Annotated in this window: 15 protein-coding genes; 10 read left to right on the top strand and 5 right to left on the bottom strand. The window is 66.4% G+C overall.

The genetic code is table 11. From position 1 onward, the window contains the following. The first annotated feature begins 255 nt into the window (after positions 1–255). From clpS to AC5LXX_RS13005, 4 genes are all read left to right on the top strand, one after another. A complete protein-coding gene (gene clpS, locus AC5LXX_RS13020; RefSeq protein WP_006398529.1) occupies positions 256–570 on the top strand; it encodes an ATP-dependent Clp protease adapter ClpS in 315 nt (104 codons plus the stop codon). Next, on the top strand, positions 567–2,867 hold the full coding sequence (gene clpA, locus AC5LXX_RS13015; RefSeq protein ID WP_124456213.1) for an ATP-dependent Clp protease ATP-binding subunit ClpA: 2,301 nt from the start codon (positions 567–569) through the stop codon (positions 2,865–2,867). Before clpS ends, clpA begins: the two co-directional genes overlap by 4 nt. Before the next feature lie 105 nt (positions 2,868–2,972). After that, positions 2,973–4,352, top strand: coding sequence for an amino acid permease (locus tag AC5LXX_RS13010; RefSeq protein WP_493409712.1), 1,380 nt, complete (start codon positions 2,973–2,975; stop codon positions 4,350–4,352). 134 nt (positions 4,353–4,486) lie between these two features. Beyond that, on the top strand, positions 4,487–5,257 hold the full coding sequence (locus AC5LXX_RS13005) for a COG4705 family protein (protein WP_493409711.1): 771 nt from the start codon (positions 4,487–4,489) through the stop codon (positions 5,255–5,257). 48 nt (positions 5,258–5,305) lie between these two features. Here the strand turns inward: AC5LXX_RS13005 and dut are convergent, their stop codons facing one another. The 5 genes from dut to AC5LXX_RS12980 form a co-directional block, all read right to left on the bottom strand. After that, entirely contained in the window at positions 5,306–5,752 is a 447-nt protein-coding gene (gene dut / locus AC5LXX_RS13000) for a dUTP diphosphatase (protein WP_021160741.1), read from the bottom strand. A 55-nt stretch (positions 5,753–5,807) separates the two neighbouring features. Next, the gene (gene coaBC / locus AC5LXX_RS12995; protein WP_124456210.1) at positions 5,808–7,019 is read right to left on the bottom strand and encodes a bifunctional phosphopantothenoylcysteine decarboxylase/phosphopantothenate--cysteine ligase CoaBC; all 1,212 of its coding nucleotides are present in this window, start codon (positions 7,017–7,019) and stop codon (positions 5,808–5,810) included. Positions 7,020–7,086: 67 nt separating this feature from the next. Further along, positions 7,087–7,587 carry a signal peptidase II gene (lspA, locus tag AC5LXX_RS12990; RefSeq protein WP_124456209.1) on the bottom strand — a complete coding sequence of 167 codons (501 nt, stop codon included), beginning with the start codon at positions 7,585–7,587 and terminating at the stop codon, positions 7,087–7,089. Positions 7,588–7,589: 2 nt separating this feature from the next. After that, the gene (ileS, locus tag AC5LXX_RS12985) at positions 7,590–10,427 is read right to left on the bottom strand and encodes an isoleucine--tRNA ligase (protein ID WP_493409710.1); all 2,838 of its coding nucleotides are present in this window, start codon (positions 10,425–10,427) and stop codon (positions 7,590–7,592) included. Positions 10,428–10,529: 102 nt separating this feature from the next. Beyond that, positions 10,530–11,522 (bottom strand): bifunctional riboflavin kinase/FAD synthetase, encoded by a 993-nt coding sequence (locus AC5LXX_RS12980; RefSeq protein WP_493409709.1) that lies wholly within the window; start codon positions 11,520–11,522, stop codon positions 10,530–10,532. Between the two features lie 123 nt (positions 11,523–11,645). Here AC5LXX_RS12980 and purN point away from each other — a divergent pair, with 123 nt between their 5' ends. The 6 genes from purN (at position 11,646) to nadC (ending at position 18,715) form a co-directional block, all read left to right on the top strand. Beyond that, positions 11,646–12,308, top strand: a complete 663-nt coding sequence (gene purN, locus AC5LXX_RS12975; protein ID WP_493409708.1) for a phosphoribosylglycinamide formyltransferase — start codon at positions 11,646–11,648, stop codon at positions 12,306–12,308. Then, positions 12,305–13,570, top strand: coding sequence for an RsmB/NOP family class I SAM-dependent RNA methyltransferase (locus AC5LXX_RS12970; RefSeq protein ID WP_493409707.1), 1,266 nt, complete (start codon positions 12,305–12,307; stop codon positions 13,568–13,570). Before purN ends, AC5LXX_RS12970 begins: the two co-directional genes overlap by 4 nt. Positions 13,571–13,588: 18 nt before the next feature. Beyond that, positions 13,589–14,971: a mechanosensitive ion channel family protein gene (locus tag AC5LXX_RS12965; RefSeq protein ID WP_493409706.1), complete on the top strand. Its 1,383-nt coding sequence runs from the start codon at positions 13,589–13,591 to the stop codon at positions 14,969–14,971. Between the two features lie 220 nt (positions 14,972–15,191). Further along, entirely contained in the window at positions 15,192–16,385 is a 1,194-nt protein-coding gene (locus tag AC5LXX_RS12960; RefSeq protein WP_493409705.1) for a DesA family fatty acid desaturase, read from the top strand. Positions 16,386–16,700: 315 nt separating this feature from the next. Then, the gene (gene nadA, locus AC5LXX_RS12955; protein ID WP_493409704.1) at positions 16,701–17,837 is read left to right on the top strand and encodes a quinolinate synthase NadA; all 1,137 of its coding nucleotides are present in this window, start codon (positions 16,701–16,703) and stop codon (positions 17,835–17,837) included. Continuing rightward, positions 17,834–18,715, top strand: a complete 882-nt coding sequence (gene nadC, locus AC5LXX_RS12950; protein WP_493409703.1) for a carboxylating nicotinate-nucleotide diphosphorylase — start codon at positions 17,834–17,836, stop codon at positions 18,713–18,715. Before nadA ends, nadC begins: the two co-directional genes overlap by 4 nt. Positions 18,716–18,753: the final 38 nt, after the last annotated feature.

Below are 18,753 nucleotides of genomic sequence, written 5' to 3'. Positions count from 1 at the left end.
CGGCTCATATACCAGGCTCGAGTGACACGCGTTCGAGTCGTCCCGGCTTGTGGGATACTGGATGCGGACACGACGGTCCGGTGCAGTTGCCCCCTGACGGTTCGTGTTCCGCGCCACGCGTGAAAGCCGGCACCGCAGCCGGCTTTCGTATGGCACGAAGAAGAAGGCGTGTTCCGGGATACCGGGGAGGGCGCCGGCCGGTCGGTCGGGTTATGGCAGGATTGCGGGCCTGTCCGAGTTGTTTAGAATGGGTGTATGGCGATTATCCCGGACAAGCAGGACAGTACCGTCCTGGAACGCAAGCAGCAGAAGCTCAAGCCGCCTTCGATGTACAAGGTGGTGCTGCTGAACGACGACTTCACGCCGATGGAATTCGTCGTGATGGTGGTCCAGGAGTATTTCAAGAAGGATCGCGAGACGGCCACGCAGATCATGCTGAAGGTCCATCGTGAAGGACGAGGGGTATGTGGGGTCTATACGCGGGACATCGCGTCGACCAAGGTTGAGCAAGTCGTTACCCATGCGCGGCAGGCAGGGCATCCGCTGCAGTGCGTGATGGAGGAAGCATGATTGCCCAGGAATTGGAAGTCAGCCTGCACATGGCGTTCATGGAAGCACGCCAGGCGCGCCATGAGTTCATTACGGTCGAGCACCTGCTGCTGGCCCTGCTGGATAATCCGACGGCAGCCGAGGTGTTGCGCGCGTGTGCGGCCAACATCGAGGACTTGCGTCAGAACCTGCGCAATTTCATCCACGACAACACACCTACCGTCCCGGGCACCGACGATGTCGATACCCAGCCGACGCTCGGTTTCCAGCGCGTGATCCAGCGCGCGATCATGCACGTCCAGTCGACGTCGAACGGCAAGAAGGAAGTCACCGGCGCGAACGTGCTGGTCGCGATCTTCGGCGAGAAGGATTCGCACGCCGTGTACTACCTGCAGCAGCAGGGCGTCACGCGCCTCGACGTGGTGAACTTCATTTCGCACGGCATCGCGAAGACGAACAACGGCGAAGCCGCGAAGTCGACCGACGCGAATGCGGAAAGCGAAGACGCGAACGCGCAGAAGGAAACGCCGCTCGCGCAGTTCACGCAGAACCTGAACCAGATGGCGAAGGACGGCCGCATCGATCCGCTGATCGGGCGCGAGCCCGAGGTCGAGCGCGTCGTGCAGGTGCTGTGCCGTCGCCGCAAGAACAACCCGCTGCTCGTCGGCGAGGCCGGCGTGGGCAAGACCGCGATCGCGGAAGGGCTCGCGTATCGCATCACGCGCGGCGAAGTGCCGGACATCCTCGCGAACGCGCAGGTCTATTCGCTCGACATGGGCGCGCTGCTCGCGGGCACCAAGTATCGCGGCGATTTCGAGCAGCGTCTGAAGACGGTGCTGAAGGAGCTGAAGGAGCGCCCGCACGCGATCCTGTTCATCGACGAGATCCATACGCTGATCGGCGCGGGCGCCGCGTCGGGCGGCACGCTCGATGCGTCGAACTTGCTGAAGCCGGCGCTGTCGTCGGGCACGCTCAAGTGCATTGGAGCGACGACGTTCACCGAGTATCGCGGCATCTTCGAGAAGGACGCCGCGCTGTCGCGGCGCTTCCAGAAGGTCGACGTGACGGAGCCGAGCGTCGAGCAGACGGTCGCGATCCTGCGCGGGCTGAAGTCGCGCTTCGAGGAACATCACGGCGTCAAGTATTCGTCGGGTGCGCTGTCGGCCGCGGCCGAACTGTCGGCGCGCTTCATCACCGACCGTCACCTGCCGGACAAGGCGATCGACGTGATCGACGAAGCGGGCGCCGCGCAGCGCATCCTGCCGAAGTCGAAGCAGAAGAAGACGATCGGCAAGAGCGAAATCGAGGAAATCATCTCGAAGATCGCACGCGTGCCGGCGCAAAGCGTGTCGCAGGACGATCGCAGCAAGCTGCAGACGCTCGATCGCGATCTGAAGAGCGTCGTGTTCGGCCAGGATCCGGCGATCGACGCACTCGCGGCCTCGATCAAGATGGCGCGCGCGGGCCTCGGCAAGATGGACAAGCCGATCGGCGCGTTCCTGTTCTCCGGCCCGACGGGCGTCGGCAAGACCGAAGTGGCGCGCCAGCTCGCGTTCACGCTCGGCATCGAGCTGATCCGCTTCGACATGTCGGAATACATGGAGCGTCACGCGGTGAGCCGCCTGATCGGCGCGCCGCCGGGCTACGTCGGGTTCGACCAGGGCGGCCTGCTGACCGAAGCCGTCACGAAGAAGCCGCATTGCGTGCTGCTGCTCGACGAAATCGAGAAGGCGCATCCGGACATCTTCAACGTGCTGCTGCAGGTGATGGACCACGGCACGCTGACGGACAACAACGGCCGCAAGGCGGATTTCCGCAACGTCATCATCATCATGACGACGAACGCGGGCGCCGAGTCGATGCAGAAGGCGACGATCGGCTTCACGACGCGCCGCGAGACGGGCGACGAGATGACCGACATCAAGCGCCTGTTCACGCCGGAGTTCCGCAACCGCCTGGATTCGATCATCAGCTTCCGCTCGCTCGATGAGGAAATCATCATGCGCGTGGTCGACAAGTTCCTGATCCAGCTCGAGGAACAGCTGCACGAGAAGAAGGTCGACGCGCTCTTCACCGACGCGTTGCGCAAGCATCTCGCGAAGCACGGCTTCGACCCGCTGATGGGCGCGCGGCCGATGCAGCGGCTGATCCAGGACACGATCCGGCGCGCGCTGGCCGACGAACTGCTGTTCGGCAAGCTCGTCAACGGCGGTCACGTGACGGTCGACGTCGACGAAAACGACAAGGTGCAGTTGTCGTTCGACAAGCTGGCGAATCCGCCGCACAAGCCGAACGAAGAGACGGTCGAAGTCGAGTAAGCGATAATTCGTTGTTCATGCGAACGGCGCGGGAAGTTTTCCGCGCCGTTTCGTTTGATCCGGCGCCGGGGCGGCGCGATGGTGGTGCAGGGGAGTGGTAACGCAGTGACACAACAACAACGGTCGTTCGACGCTATCGTCGCGCGCGAACAAGGGTTGCGCCACGCGCTGACGTCGGGGCAGATGGCGATGATCGCGATCGGCGGCGCGATCGGCACGGGGTTGTTTCTCGGCAGCGGATTCGCGATCGGGCTCGCAGGCCCGAGCGTGCTCGTTTCCTATGCGATCGGCGCGCTGATCGCGCTGCTGCTGATGGGCGCGCTCGCGGAAATGACCGTCGCGCATCCGACGGCCGGCTCGTTCGGCGCGTATGCCGAGCACTACGTCGGTCCGCTCGCGGGCTTCCTGGTGCGCTATGCGTACTGGTTCGCGGTCGTGTTCGCGATCGGTACCGAAATCAGCGCGATCGCCGTGTTCATGAAGTACTGGTTCCCGGCCGTGCCCGGCTGGTACTGGGTGATCGGCTTCTCCGCGCTGCTGATCGCCGTGAACCTCGCCAGCGTCACGCTGTACGGCACGGTCGAATATGCGTTCTCGCTACTGAAGATCGCGGCGATCGTCGTGTTCATCGTGCTCGGCGCGTATCTCGTGTGGTCGGCGCCCGCCGCATCGGGCATCGGCTTCGCGAACTACACCGCGCACGGCGGCTTCATGCCGAAGGGGCCGTGGGGCACCTGGGTCGCAGTGATCGTCGCGATCTTCAGCTACATGAGCATCGAAGCCGTCGCGATCGCGGCCGGCGAGGCGCGCGATCCGCAGCACGCGGTTACGCGCGCGTTCCGCTCGACCGTGTTCCGGCTCGTGCTGTTCTACCTGCTGACGCTCGCGCTGATGCTCGCGATCGTGCCCTGGACGGCGGCCGGCACCGACGAAAGCCCGTTCGTGAAGGTGATGGCCGCGACGCACGTGCCGTACGCGGCCGGCGTGATCAACTTCGTGCTGCTGATCGCGGCGCTGTCGGCGATGAACAGCCAGCTCTACGTGACGACGCGGATGATGTTCAGCCTGTCGCGCGCGCGGCTCGCGCCCGCGGTGTTCGGCCGGCTCGGCACGAACGGCGTGCCGCGTGCGGCGTTGTGGATCTCGACCAGCGGCGTCGCGGTCGCGGCCGTGCTGGTCGCGCTGGCGCCCGACACCGCGTTCACCGTGATGATGGCGATCGCGATGTTCGGCGCGCTGTTCACGTGGCTGATGATCTTCGTCACGCACCTGCGCTTCCGGTCGCAGTATCGCGGTCCCGCGCTCGCGTTCCGGATGTGGGGCCACCCGTTCGGCAGCCTGCTCGGTGCCGGGCTCGTCGCCGCGATCCTGTTCACGACCGCGTTCACGCGCGAATTCCGGATGACGATGGTGGTCGGTGTCGTGTTCGTCGTACTGCTGACGCTCGCCTACGCGCTGCATTACCGGCACGAACACGCACGCTGACCGCGGCGGCGCAGCTGCCTCCCCGTTCCGCACGCTCGCTAAGGTTCCGTTAAGCCGGCGGCGATTACATTCGAACCTGTCCGCAAGGCGGGCCGGCGCGCGCCGGCCCGCCGCTTCCTGCAAATGGGGTTCGAATGAACAAACTTCCCGAAATCACGCTCGCGTTCTGGATCATGAAGATCTGCGCGACGACACTCGGCGAGACCGGCGGCGACCTGCTGTCGATGACGCTGAACGTCGGCTACGCGGTGAGCTCGATCCTGCTGTTCGGTTTCTTTCTCGTGACGCTGGGCGCGCAGCTCCGGACGACACGCTATCGCCCGGCGGTCTACTGGGCCGTGATCGTCGCGACGAGCACGGCCGGCACGACGATGTCCGACTTCATGGACCGCACGCTCGGCCTCGGCTATGCCGCCGGGTCGTCGATCCTCGTCGCGATCCTGCTGGCGATCTTCGCGGTCTGGCGCCTGAGCGGCGAATCGCTGTCGGTCGACCTGATCCGCACGCGCAAGGTCGAGCTGCTGTACTGGATCGCGATCCTGTTCTCGAATACGCTCGGCACCGCACTCGGCGACTTCCTCGCGGACAGCTCGGGGCTCGGCTTCGGCGGCGGCGCGCTGCTGATCGGCGGGCTGCTGGCGGTGATCGTGCTCGCGCACTACTTCACGCGGATCTCGGGCGTGCTGCTGTTCTGGGCCGCGTTCGTGCTCACGCGTCCGTTCGGCGCGACGGTCGGCGACCTGCTGACGAAGCCGGTCGCGAAGGGCGGCCTCGCGCTCGGCACGGTCGGGTCGTCAGCCGTGCTGCTCGGCGTGCTGGCCGCGATGGTGATCTATGCGAGCATCGCGCAGGCGCGGCGACGCGAACCGGCACGCGCGCGGATCGCGCAGCCGGTCAGCGAGTGACGTTGAAATGAAAAGGGGCCGCGAGGCCCCTTTTTCGTGCAGTGCCGCTCAGTGGCGGCCGGTGCTGCCGAAACCGCCTTCGCCGCGATCGCTCTCGGCGAAATCGTCGACGATGTTGAACTGCGCCTGCACGACCGGCACGATCACGAGCTGCGCGAGCCGTTCGAACGGGTTCAGCACGAACTCGGTCTGGCCGCGGTTCCACGTCGAGACCATCAGCTGGCCCTGGTAGTCGGAGTCGATCAGGCCGACGAGGTTGCCGAGCACGATCCCGTGCTTGTGCCCGAGGCCCGAGCGCGGCAGGATCAGCGCCGCATAGCCGGGATCGGCGAGGTGGATCGCGAGGCCCGTCGGCACGAGCGTCGTTTCGCCCGGCTGCAGCGTGACCGGTGCGTCGAGGCACGCACGCAGGTCGAGGCCCGCGCTGCCGGTGGTCGCGTAGGCGGGCAGGTAGTCGCGCATGCGCGCGTCGAGAATCTTCAGGTCGAGTTTCATGCGGTCGTCGAATCGGTCGGGAAGGGCGCGGCGGCAAGCGCCGTCGCGCGGGTGATCAGATCAGGCGGTTGTCGGGCAGGCGCTTCGCGATTTCCGCGACGAGCGCATGCGCGAGTTCGTCCTTCGGGGCGCGCGGCAGGCGCGTGAGGCCGGCCGCTTCGAACAGCACGACTTCGTTGTCGTCGCGGCCGAACGTCAGCGGGCCGAGGTTGCCGACGAGCAGCGGCACGTTCTTGCGCTTGCGCTTCTCGTCGCCGTGCACGTCGAGGTCGCCGCTTTCGGCCGCGAAGCCGACGCAGAACGGCGGGTCGGGCAACGCCGCGACCGATGCGAGGATGTCCGGGTTCTCGACGAATGCGAGCGCCGGCATCTTGCGGTCGGCCGTCTTCTTCATCTTGTGCTCGGCCGGCTGATCGACGCGCCAGTCGGCCACTGCGGCCACTGCGATGAAGATGTCGGCATCGGCCACCGCGTGCATCACCGCGTCGTACATCTGCTGCGCGGTCTGCACGTCCTGGCGGTACACGCCCCACGGCGTGTCGAGCGCGACCGGCCCCGCGACGAGATGCACGTCGGCGCCGGCCTGCTGCGCGGCGCGCGCGAGCGCGAAACCCATCTTGCCGCTCGAGCGGTTCGTGAGGCCGCGCACGGGGTCGAGCGGTTCGAACGTCGGCCCGGCCGTGATCAGCACGCGCCGGTGCGCGAGTACCTTCGGCGCGAAATGCGCGACGATCGCTTCATAGATCGCCTCGGGCTCGAGCATCCGGCCGTCGCCGACTTCGCCGCATGCCTGCGCGCCCGAATCCGGGCCGAGCACCGATACGCCGTCCGCGCGCAGTTGCGCGGCGTTGCGCTGCGTGGCCGGGTTCTGCCACATCTGGCGGTTCATCGCGGGGACGACGAGCAGCGGACAGTCGCGCGCGACGCACAGCGTCGACAGCAGGTCGTCCGCGAACCCGTGCGCGAGCTTCGCGAGGAAATCCGTCGACGCGGGCGCGATCACGATCGCGTCGGCTTCGCGCGACAGGTCGATGTGCGCCATGTTGTTGTCGATGCGCGCGTCCCACTGGCTCGTATAGACGGGCCGGCCCGACAGCGCCTGCATCGTCACGGGCGTGATGAACTGCGTGGCCGCTTCGGTCATCGCGACCTGCACGGTCGCGCCGGCCTTCACGAGCAGCCGCGTGAGCTCGGCGATCTTGTAGCAGGCGATGCCGCCCGTCAGGCCGAGAACGAGGTGTTTTCCTGCGAGTTCTGCGTGTGCCAACTCAGGCCTCCAAGGGTCAAACGGAACGGCCGGCGCGAAGCCGGCCGTCGACGCCGAGTATGCGCGCTTAGCGCGAGCCGCGCACGCGACGCAGTTCGTCGTAGATCAGCAGCACCGCGCCGACCGTGATCGCGGAATCGGCGAGGTTGAACGCCGGGAAGTGCCAGGCGCCGAGGTGGAAATCGAGGAAGTCGATCACGTGACCGTAGACGAGCCGGTCGATCACGTTGCCGAGCGCGCCGCCGAGGATCAGCGCGAGCGACAGGCTGAACAGCCGCTGCTGGCCGTGACGCTTCAGCAGGAAGCAGATCACGAGCGTCGCGCCGATGCCGAGCGCGGTGAACGCCCAGCGCTGCCAGCCGCCGGCGGTCGACAGGAAGCCGAACGCCGCGCCGCGGTTGTACACCAGCACGAGGTTGAAGAACGACGTCAGCTCATGCTGCGCGCCGTACGCGAACGTCTTCAGGATCGCGATCTTCGACAGCTGGTCGAACAGGATCACGATCAGCGAAATGCCGAGCCAGGGCGCAAGCGCGCCGCTGGCCGGCTTCGACAGGGTTTTCGCCATGGTCAGGCAGCGCTCCGGATTTCGCCGTTTTCGAACAGGTTGGAGAAGCAGCGGCCGCACAGTGTCGGATGATCGGCATGTGCGCCGACATCTTCGCGGTAGTGCCAGCAGCGTTCGCACTTCTGGTACTTCGAGGCAGCCACGTCGACGCTTTCCTGCGCTTCGTCGTCGACCTTGACGACGGTCGCCGCCGACGTGATCAGCACGAACTTCAGGTCGTCGCCGAGGCTCGTGAGCGCGTCGTAACGCGCGCCGCTCGCATGCACGGCCACTTCGGCCTGCAGCGACGAACCGATGCGGTTCGCGGTGCGCGCTTCCTCGAGCGCCTTCGTCACGTTGCCGCGCACGTCGCGCAGCAGCGCCCATTTCTCGATCAGCGCGGCCGAGCCGGCGACTTCCGGATACGCATAGTAGGTTTCCGTGAAGATCGTGTCGCTCGCCGGCTGGAACACCTTCCACGCTTCTTCCGCCGTGAACGACAGGAACGGCGCGAGCACGCGCAGCAGCCCGTGCGTCAGGTGATACAGCGCGGTCTGCGCGGAGCGGCGCGCGCGCGAATCGGCGGCGCTCGTGTACAGGCGGTCCTTCAGCACGTCGAGGTAGAAGCCGCCGAGGTCCTCCGAGCAGTACGTCTGCAGCTTCGCGACGACCGGGTGGAATTCGTACTTTTCGTAGTGGCCGAGCAGCTCCGTCTGCAACTGCTGCGAGAACGCGACCGCATAACGGTCGATCTCGAGCCATTCTTCAACCGGCACCGCGTGCTGTGCGAAGTCGAAGTCCGACAGGTTCGCGAGCAGGAAGCGCAGCGTGTTGCGGATACGGCGATAGCCTTCGGTCACGCGCTTCAGGATTTCCTCGGAGATCGCGAGCTCGCCCGAGTAGTCGGTCGATGCGATCCACAGGCGAATGATTTCCGCGCCGAGGCGGTTCGCGACTTCATGCGGATCGATGCCGTTGCCGAGCGACTTGCTCATCTTGCGGCCTTCGCCGTCGACCGTGAAGCCATGCGTGAGCAGGCCCTTGTACGGCGCGCGGCCGTCGATCATCGACGCCGTGAGCAGCGACGAGTGGAACCAGCCGCGATGCTGGTCCGAGCCTTCGAGGTACAGGTCGGCCGGGAACTGCAGCTGATCCTTGTGCGAGCCGCGCAGCACGTGCCAGTGCGTCGTGCCCGAGTCGAACCACACGTCGAGCGTGTCGCGGTTCTTCTCGTACAGGTTCGCGTCGTCGCCGATCAGCTCGCGCGGGTCGAGCGACTGCCATGCCTCGATGCCCGACTGCTCGACGCGCTTCGCGACTTCCTCGAGCAGTTCCAGCGTGCGCGGGTGCAGCTCGCCGGTTTCCTTGTGCACGAAGAACGCCATCGGCACGCCCCACTGGCGCTGGCGCGACAACGTCCAGTCGGGACGGTTCGCGATCATGCTGAACAGGCGCTGCTTGCCCCACGACGGGTAGAACGCGGTCGCGTCGACGCCTTCGAGCGCGGTTTCGCGCAGCGTCTTGCCGCCGTCGTTCGGCGTGACGTCCATGCCGGCGAACCACTGCGACGTCGCGCGGTAGATGATCGGCGTCTTGTGGCGCCAGCAGTGCATGTAGCTGTGCGTGTACTTCTCGCTGCGCAGCAGCGAGCCGGCCGCGTTCAGCGCGTCGACGATCTTCGGGTTCGCATCCCAGATCGACAGGCCGCCGAACAGCGGCAGCGATTCGATGTAGCGGCCGTCGCCCATCACCGGGTTGATGAAGTCCGAATCGGTCATCCCGTGCGCCTTGCACGACTGGAAGTCTTCGATACCGTAGGCGGGCGACGAGTGCACGACGCCGGTACCCGTGTCGGTCGTCACGTAGTCGCCGAGGTAGACGGGCGCCGTACGCTTGTAGCCGGGGTGGGCCGATGCGAGCGGGTGGTGGAAGCGCAGGCCCGCGAGCTTCACGCCCGGCGTGGTCGCGACGACGCGGCCCGTCAGCTTGAAGTCGGTCATGCAGGCTTCGACGCGCTCTTCCGCGATGATCAGCAGCCCGCGCTCGGTGTCGACCAGCGCGTAGACGATTTCCGGATGGAGGTTCAGCGCCTGGTTGGCGGGAATCGTCCACGGCGTGGTGGTCCAGATCACGATGCCGCCTTCGGCGCGCGGCAACGCCGGCAGGCCGAACGCCTGCGCGGTCTTTTCCGGTTCCGCGAACGCGAACATCACGTCGATCGTCGGGTCGGTGCGGTCCTTGTACTCGACTTCCGCCTCGGCGAGCGCCGAGCCGCAGTCGAAGCACCAGTTCACCGGCTTCAGCCCGCGATACACATAGCCCTTCTCGATGATCTTGCCGAGCGCGCGGATCTCTTCCGCCTCGTTCACGAAGTTCATCGTCTTGTACGGATTCGCCCAGTCGCCGAGCACGCCGAGGCGCTTGAAGCCGATCTTCTGCTTCTCGATCTGCTCGGTCGCGTATGCACGCGCCTTGCTCATCACTTCGGCCGCCGGCAGCGACTTGCCGAACTGCTTCTCGATCTGGATCTCGATCGGCATCCCGTGGCAATCCCAGCCAGGCACGTACGGCGCGTCGAAGCCGGCCATGTTGCGCGACTTGACGACGATGTCCTTCAGGATCTTGTTGACCGCGTGGCCGAGGTGGATGTCGCCGTTCGCATACGGCGGGCCGTCGTGCAGGATGAACTTCGGCCGGCCCTTGCTGGCCGCGCGGATCTTCTCGTAGAGGCCGCGCTCTTCCCATTCCTTGACCCACTGCGGCTCGCGCTTGGGCAGGTCGCCGCGCATCGGGAACGGCGTGTCGAGCAGGTTGACCGGATACTTGGCCTGCGGTTTCGAATCGGCTTTCTTGTTGCTCATGATGGGATCGCTATCTAAATCGGGAGACGCTCGGGCGTCGTGAATCGGGGATGCGCGCGAGTGGGCGGCGCGAGGGTGCGGCGCCAGGCGCCGCCGTCCGGATCAGCTAATTCGGTCGGTGGCCGACGTCGCGAAGCCCGTGGCGCGGCTGCCCGGCGCACGGTCGCGCTCGACGAAGTACGCGCGCGCATTCGCGACGTCCAGTGCGATCGCGCGCGACAGCGCCTCGAGATCGTCGAATTTCGCCTCGTCGCGCAGCTTCTTCAGGAATTCGACGCGGATGAGCTTGCCGTACGCGTCGCCATGCCAGTCGAGCAGGTGGACTTCGAGCAGCACGCGGCCCGAATCGTCGACGGTCGGGCGCAGGCCGAGGCTCGCGACGCCCGGCAGCGGCTCGGGGCCGAGGCCGTGCACCTGCACGACGAAAATGCCCGCGAGCGCCGGCCGCTTGTGCGCGATCGGCAGGTTCAACGTCGGGAAGCCGAGGTCGCGGCCGAGCTTCAGCCCGTGCGCGACGTGGCCGCTGATCGCATAGCCGTGGCCGAGCGCCTGCGCGGCCGCTTCGAGATCGCCGGCCGCGAGCGAGGCGCGCACGCCCGAACTGGAGATGCGCGTGCCGTCGCTGCCGGCCACCGTGCCCATCTGCTCGACTTCGAAACCGTATTGCTCGCCGGCCGCCTTCAGCGTGTCGAAGGTGCCCGCGCGCTTCGCGCCGTAGCAGAAATCGTCGCCGACCATCATCCAGCGCGTATGCAGCCCGTTCACCAGCGTGCGCTCGACGAACGCCTGCGGCGACTGGCTCGCGAACGTATGGTTGAAGTGCTCGACGACGACGCGGTCGACACCGTGATCGCGCAGCGCCTCGAGCTTGTCGCGCAGCATCGCGATGCGCGGCGGCGCGCCGGCCGGATTGAAGAATTCGCGCGGGTGCGGTTCGAACGTCATCACGCACACGGGCAGGCCGCGCGCGTCCGCTGCCGCGCGCACGCGCGCGAGCAGGGCCTGGTGGCCGCGATGGACACCGTCGAAGTTGCCGATCGTCAGCGCGCACGGGGCGCGGCTCTCGGCGTTGGGCAGGCCGCGGAAGACTTTCACGATAGCGGATGCAGCGTCGGGGGAATGGGCGGTGGGATGCCGCAAAGCAGAAGATTATAAACGTTCGGACGGGTCGGCGGCCGAGAAGGCGGGAAACGCGGGGGCGAATGGTAAAATTCGCGGATGAAAAAACTCGTGATCCTGATTTCCGGTCGCGGCAGCAACATGGAGGCCATCGTCCGCGCGTGCGCGCAGGAACGCTGGCCGGCCGAGATTGCCGCCGTGATCGCCAACCGGCCCGATGCGGCCGGGCTGGCTTTTGCCGCGTCGCACGGGGTGGCGACGGCGGTGGTCGACCACCGGTCGTTCGACGGCCGCGACAGCTTCGACGCGGCGCTCGCCGCCGAGATCGACCGTTTCGCCCCCGATCTCGTCGTCCTCGCCGGCTTCATGCGCATCCTCACGCCCGCATTCGTCAGACGATATGAGGGCCGGCTGCTGAACATCCATCCGTCGCTGCTGCCGAGCTTCAAGGGCATCCATACGCATCAGCAGGCGCTCGATGCGGGTGTCGCGCTGCATGGCGCAAGCGTGCATTTCGTCATTCCCGAGCTCGACAGCGGCGCGATCGTCGCGCAGGGCGCGGTGCCCGTGCGCGCGGGCGACGACGCGGCCGCGCTCGCGCAGCGCGTACTGACCGTCGAGCATGTGCTGTATCCGCGCGCGGTGCGCTGGTTCGTCGAGGGGCGTCTGCGCCTCGAGAACGGCCGTGCAGTGGTCGCGCCGGAGGAGGCGCGCTGGATTTTCGCGGATCAACCGCATACCGAAACGAGTGAGGGCGTATGAAGCTGCACGGATTCCTGATTGGCCAGACCGAGACTTTGCTGGCCGAGGTGCTGAAGTTCGCCGGCCCCGCCGACGCGACGACGAGCCGGTTCTTCCGCGCGCACCCGAAGCTCGGGCATGCGGAGCGCGGCGTGATCGCCGAAGCCGTGTTTGCGGTGCTGCGCCGGAAAATGGAGTTTTCGCATCTCGCGGAGAGCGGCACGGGCACGCCGGCACGGCGCCTCACGCTGCTCGGCCTGATGCAGACGGCCGGCCGCAACGCGCTGAAGCCGTTCCTGTCCGACACCGAGGCCGCGTGGCTCGAACACGTGTCGAAGATCGATCCGGCCAGCCTGCCGGTGCGCGTGCGCACGAACCTGCCCGACTGGATCCACCAAGCGCTGTCGGCCCGATTCGACGCCGAGGAGCTCGCGCAACTCGCCGCCGCGCTGAACTACCCGGCGCCGCTCGACTTGCGCGCCAATGCGCAGAAAGCGACCCGCGACCAGGTGATCGACGCGCTGCGTGCGAACGGGATCGATGCGGGCGCGATGCCGTTCGCGCCGTTCGGCGTGCGTGTCGTCGGCAAGCCGGCGCTGACGCGCCTGAAGCTGTTCGAGGAAGGCCAGATCGAGGTGCAGGACGAAGGCAGCCAGCTGCTGTGCTCGCTCGTTGCGCCGCGCCGCGGCGAGATGATCGTCGATTTCTGCGCCGGCGCGGGCGGCAAGACGCTCGCGCTGGGCGCGATGATGCGCTCGACCGGGCGCCTCTACGCGTTCGACGTGTCGGAGAAGCGCCTCGCGAAGCTGAAGCCGCGCCTCGCGCGCAGCGGGCTGTCGAACGTGAACCCGGTGCTGATCGACAGCGAGCATGATGCGAAGATCAAGCGGCTCGCCGGCAAGATCGACCGCGTGCTGGTCGACGCGCCGTGCAGCGGCCTCGGCACGCTGCGCCGCAATCCGGACCTGAAGTGGCGCCAGACGCGCACGGCGATCGACGAGCTGACGCCGAAGCAGGCGTCGATCCTCGCGAGCGCCGCGCGCCTCGTGAAGAAGGGCGGGCGGCTCGTCTACGCGACCTGCAGCGTGCTCGACGCCGAGAACGAGCGGATCGTCGAGCAGTTCCTGGCCGATCATCCCGAGTTCGTGCTGGTGCCGGCGCAGAAGGTGCTGGCCGACCAGCGCATCGAGCTCGAGACGGGCGACTACCTGTCGCTGTGGCCGCATCGTCATGCAACCGACGGCTTCTTCGCCGCGGTGCTCGAACGGCGCGCCGCGCAGTAACGACTGCCCGGACGGACGATGGAAAATCTGCAGAGCCGCCTGCTGTCGCACCGGCTGGCATCGGTCATTCGTGACTTCCACCAGCCGGTGATGATCTGGCAGGCGGCGATCCTCGTCGGCGCGCTGTGCTTCGCGTGGGTGGCCGCGCGCTTCGTGCACGGCCGCATCGATGCCCGCCGCCGGGCGGCCGGCCGCGCGCCCGGCGCGGGCGCGCAAAGCCTGAAGCGCGCGTTGTTCCCGTTGTTCGGCAGCGTGTTCGTCGGTGTCGCGCAGCTCGCGTTCGACCCGTTCATGTCGACGTCGCTGCTGTCGCTTGCGCTCGTGCCGCTGTTCGGCATCGCGTCGATCTACGTGCTGTTCTTCTTCGCGCGGCGCGTGTTCGCGCGCGACGGCCACACGCACGCATGGCTGTCGATCGTCGAGAAGATCGTGTCGACCGTCGTGTGGGCCGCGATGGTGCTGACCGTGCTCGGCATCCAGCGCGATGTGCTCGGCTGGCTCGACAGCGTGCAGTTCCGCGTCGCCAACGCGCACCTCACGCTGCTGTCGGTGATCTCGGGCGCGCTGTGGGTGTGCGTGACGCTGATGGTCGCGATGTGGCTCGGCTCGGTGCTCGAGGATCGCCTCACGCGCGCGAGCACGCTCGACGCGAACCTGAAGGTCGTGCTGTCGCGGGTCGGCCGCGCGCTGCTCGTGTTCGCGGCGATCCTGATCGGGCTGTCGCTGGTCGGCATCGACGTGACGGTGCTCGGCGTGTTCGGCGGTGCGGTGGGCGTCGGCCTCGGCTTCGGGCTGCAGAAGATCGCGAGCAACTACGTGTCGGGCTTCATCATCCTGCTCGACCGCTCGCTGCGGCTCGGCGACGCGATCAGCGTCGGCGGCCTGCAGGGTGTCGTCACGCAGATCCGCACGCGCTACACGGTCGTGCGCGGCCTCGACGGCAACGAGACGCTGATCCCGAACGAGAAGCTGATCACCGACGTCGTGCAGAACCAGTCGTCGTACCTGACGCGCGGCTATGCGAAGGTCGCGGTGCAGGTCGCGTACACGAGCGACGTCGAGCACGCGCTCGTGCTGCTCGCCGATGCGGCGAAGGGCGTGCCGCGCGTGCTGGCGGAGCCCGCGCCGACGCCGTACCTGGTGAGTTTCGGCGCGGACGGGATCGACCTGGAGCTCGGCTTCTGGATCGAGGATTCCGCGAAAGGCACGTCGGGCGTGCGCTCGACCGTGAACCGCAACATCTGGCGGCTGTTCAGCGAGCACGGGATCTCGATTCCGTTCCCGCAGCGCGAAGTGCGTGTGGTCGGATTGCCGGAAGGTTTTGCCGCCGCGGGTGCCGCGGCCGCACTCGATCCGGTGGCCGCGAACGACGCGGCGAACGGGCGCGCGCCGGCTGCGTAGCGCGCGCCGGCCGTCAAATGGTTTGACCCCGCGACCGGAACCGGATCACGGGCCTTTCCCAGTCCGCCCGTGGACTCTTCCGATTGCGCCAGGGCAAGAAAATATTCATTTTTTACAAAGACTTGGAACGGTTGAAGTAAAATTCAAGTCTATACGCGGTATGCTTTCATTTTTCTGACGCCTGCATGAGCCGGCGTCGCTCTCATCACAGGTAACTGCCTTGTTGAATTCCCTGCTCGATTTTCTTTCCCACGGGCTCCTGCATTTTTCGTGGTGGCAGGTCGCGTTGTTCGCGCTCGCCGTCACGCACGTCACGATCATCGGCGTGACGGTCTATCTACACCGCTGCCAGGCGCACCGTGCGCTGGAACTGCATCCGATCGCGAGCCACTTCTTCCGCCTGTGGCTGTGGATGACGACCGGCATGCTGACGGGTCAGTGGGCCGCGATTCACCGCAAGCACCATGCGAAGTGCGAGACCGAGGAAGATCCGCACAGCCCGCAGACGCGCGGCATCTGGAAGGTGTTCCTCGAGGGCGCGGAGCTGTATCGCGCGGAAGCGAAGAACGAAGAGACGATGCGCAAGTTCGGCCACGGCACGCCGAGCGACTGGGTCGAGCGCAATGTCTATTCGAAGTACCCGATTCTCGGCATCAGCCTGATGATGGTGATCGACGTCGCGCTGTTCGGCGTGATCGGCCTCACCGTGTGGGCCGTGCAGATGGTCTGGATTCCGTTCTGGGCGGCTGGCGTCGTCAACGGCTTCGGTCACTTCTGGGGCTATCGCAACTTCAACTCGGCCGACGCGAGCACGAACCTGTTCCCGTGGGGCATCGTAATCGGTGGTGAAGAGCTGCACAACAACCACCACACGTTCGCGACGTCGGCGAAGCTGTCGAACAAGTGGTACGAGTTCGACATCGGCTGGATGTACATCCGCATCATGTCGGTGTTCGGTCTCGCGAAGGTGAAGAAGGTTGCGCCGACGCCGCGCCTGAACAAGCCGAAGACGGTGCTCGACCAGGAAACGTTGCAGGCCGTGCTGTCGAACCGCTACGAAGTGATGGCGCGCTACGGCAAGGCCGTGAAGCGTGCGTACCGCCAGGAGCTCGCGCACCTGAAGGAAATCGGCGGCGAGAAGTACCAGATGATGCGCGGCGCGCGCAAGTGGTTCCACAAGGACGCCGACGGTCTCGATGAGCCGCAGAAGAAGCTGCTGCCGGAAATCTTCGCGAACAGCCAGAAGCTGCATACGTATTTCCAGCTGCGCCAGGATCTGGCGGCGATCTGGGATCGTTCGACCGCGTCGCGCGAACAGCTTCTCGCGCAATTGCAGGATTGGTGCCATCGCGCAGAACAAAGCGGCATCAAGGCGCTGCAGGAATTCGCGACGCGCCTGCGCCGCTACGCCTGATTCGAAATCGATTAGAATCTCAGGACGTCACAAACCCCGCGTTGGCGGGGTTTTTTCATTTGGGCCGCCGGTTTTTGAAGGGCGTCGGCAGGGCCGAATTTGTATGACCAGAGCATGGGATTCGAGTAAGCGCTGAAGCGCTAACTTGGGTCGACCGCGAAGCATGGGGCATGAGTAAGCGCTAAGGCGCTAACTCGGGCCGACCGCGAAGCATGGGATCAGAGTAAGCGCTGAAGCGCTAACTCTGATCGACCGCGAAGCATGGGACCCAAGTAAGCGCTAAAGCGCTAACTTGGGTCGACAGGAGATATGGAGATGCAATCGACGATCAAACCCGTCGAGTACGACCGACCCGTCGCAGCAGGGACCGTGTGCGGCGTGGGGCAGGCATGGGCCAAGGTGCCCGACGCGCCGTCCGCCGAGGAACGCGCCGCACTGAAGGCGCGCATCAAGGCGCTGCTCGCCCGTGAAAAGGCCGTGCTGGTCGCCCACTACTACGTGGACGCCGAACTGCAGGAACTGGCCGACGAAACGGGCGGCTGCGTGGCCGACTCGCTCGAAATGGCCCGCTTCGGCCGCGATCACGACGCGCAGACGCTGGTCGTCGCCGGCGTGCGCTTCATGGGCGAGACCGCGAAGATCCTGAGCCCGAACAAACGGATCCTGATGCCCGATCTCGACGCGACCTGTTCGCTCGACCTCGGCTGCCCGGTCGACGAATTCTCGGCGTTCTGCGATGCCCATCCGGACCGCACCGTCGTCGTCTACGCGAACACCAGCGCGGCCGTGAAGGCGCGCGCGGACTGGATGGTCACGTCGTCGATCGGCCTCGAGATCGTGGCCGACCTGCACGCGCGCGGCGAAAAGATCATCTGGGCGCCGGATCGTCATCTCGGCAGCTATATCCAGAAGAAAACCGGCGCGGACATGCTGCTGTGGCAAGGCTCGTGTCTCGTCCACGACGAGTTCAAGGGCATCGAGCTCGACCTGCTGCGCGCCGAATACCCGGACGCGAAGGTGCTCGTCCATCCCGAGTCGCCGGAAAACGTCGTCGCGCAGGCCGACGTCGTCGGCTCGACCACGCAACTGATCGACGCGGCAGTCAAGCTCGACGCGACGCACTTCATCGTCGCGACCGATCTCGGCATCCTGCACAAGATGCAGCTCGCCGCGCCCGGCAAGACCTTCATCGCCGCGCCGACGGCCGGCAACAGCGCGACCTGCAAGAGCTGCGCGCACTGCCCGTGGATGGCGATGAACGGCCTCGCGAACCTCGCCGACGTGCTCGAACGTGGTCACAACGAGATCTTCGTCGATCCCGCGATCGGCGCGCGCGCGCGTTTGCCGATCGACCGGATGCTCGAATTCGCGGCCGCGCACAAGAAGCGCGTGCAGGCGAGCGGCGATCTGCAGCGCGACCAGCAACTGTTCGCGAACGTGGGGGCCGCATGAGCGAGGCTGTATCCCCGCTGTTCGACGTCGTTCGCGCACAATACGGCGCGGCATTCGACGACGCGATCGCGCGCAACGTGGCCGACGCGATCGCCGAAGACGTCGGCGCCGGCGACCAGACCGGGCGGCTCGTGCCGGCCGGCGGGCGCCGCCGTGCGCGCATCATCGTGCGTGAAGAAGCCGTCCTCTGCGGCGTGCCGTGGTTCGAGGCCGTGATCGCCCGGATCGATCCGTCGATCGCCGTGCAATGGCGCTATCGCGAAGGCGACCGCATGACGCCCGATTCGACCGTCTGCGAACTCGACGGGCCGGCGCGCGCGCTGCTGACGGCCGAGCGCAACGGGCTGAACTTCCTGCAGCTGCTGTCGGGTGTCGCGACCGCGACGCGCCGCTACGTCGATCGTGTCGAAGGCACGCGCGCGAAGATCCTCGATACGCGCAAGACGCTGCCGGGCCTGCGGCTCGCGCAGAAGTATGCGGTGCGCGTCGGCGGTGGCGAGAACCAGCGTCTCGCGCTGTACGACGGCATCCTGATCAAGGAAAACCACATCGCGGCGGCAGGCGGTGTCGGCGAGGCGCTCGACGCGGCATTCGCGCTGGAATCGGGCGTGCCCGTGCAGGTCGAAGTCGAGACGCTTGCGCAGCTCGACACGGCGCTTGCGCATCGCGCGGAGTCGGTGCTGCTTGACAACTTCACGCTCGACATGATGCGCGAAGCCGTACGCGTGGCGGCCGGCAAGGCCGTGCTCGAAGTGTCGGGCGGCGTCAATTTCGAGACGGTGCGTGCGTTCGCGGAAACGGGTGTCGATCGCATCTCGATCGGCGCGCTGACGAAGGACGTGCGCGCGACCGACTATTCGATGCGGATCGTCGACTGACCGAACCTCGTCCGGTCGGACAAAAAAGCCGTTGGCGT

The sequence above is a fragment of the Burkholderia torrens genome (assembly GCF_984668525.1).
The sequence above is the reverse complement of the archived record's forward strand: the minus strand, read 5'-3'. Positions and strand labels throughout refer to the sequence as shown.

Excerpts from the sequence above, each read along its gene's own strand:
- clpS (WP_006398529.1), top strand. The coding sequence starts at position 256 with ATGGCGATTATCCCGGACAAGCAGGACAGTACCGTCCTGGAACGCAAG.
- clpA (WP_124456213.1), top strand. The coding sequence starts at position 567 with ATGATTGCCCAGGAATTGGAAGTCAGCCTGCACATGGCGTTCATGGAA.
- AC5LXX_RS13005 (WP_493409711.1), top strand. The coding sequence starts at position 4,487 with ATGAACAAACTTCCCGAAATCACGCTCGCGTTCTGGATCATGAAGATC.
- dut (WP_021160741.1), bottom strand. The coding sequence starts at position 5,752 with ATGAAACTCGACCTGAAGATTCTCGACGCGCGCATGCGCGACTACCTG.
- lspA (WP_124456209.1), bottom strand. The coding sequence starts at position 7,587 with ATGGCGAAAACCCTGTCGAAGCCGGCCAGCGGCGCGCTTGCGCCCTGG.
- ileS (WP_493409710.1), bottom strand. The coding sequence starts at position 10,427 with ATGAGCAACAAGAAAGCCGATTCGAAACCGCAGGCCAAGTATCCGGTC.
- purN (WP_493409708.1), top strand. The coding sequence starts at position 11,646 with ATGAAAAAACTCGTGATCCTGATTTCCGGTCGCGGCAGCAACATGGAG.
- AC5LXX_RS12970 (WP_493409707.1), top strand. The coding sequence starts at position 12,305 with ATGAAGCTGCACGGATTCCTGATTGGCCAGACCGAGACTTTGCTGGCC.
- AC5LXX_RS12965 (WP_493409706.1), top strand. The coding sequence starts at position 13,589 with ATGGAAAATCTGCAGAGCCGCCTGCTGTCGCACCGGCTGGCATCGGTC.
- nadA (WP_493409704.1), top strand. The coding sequence starts at position 16,701 with ATGCAATCGACGATCAAACCCGTCGAGTACGACCGACCCGTCGCAGCA.
- nadC (WP_493409703.1), top strand. The coding sequence starts at position 17,834 with ATGAGCGAGGCTGTATCCCCGCTGTTCGACGTCGTTCGCGCACAATAC.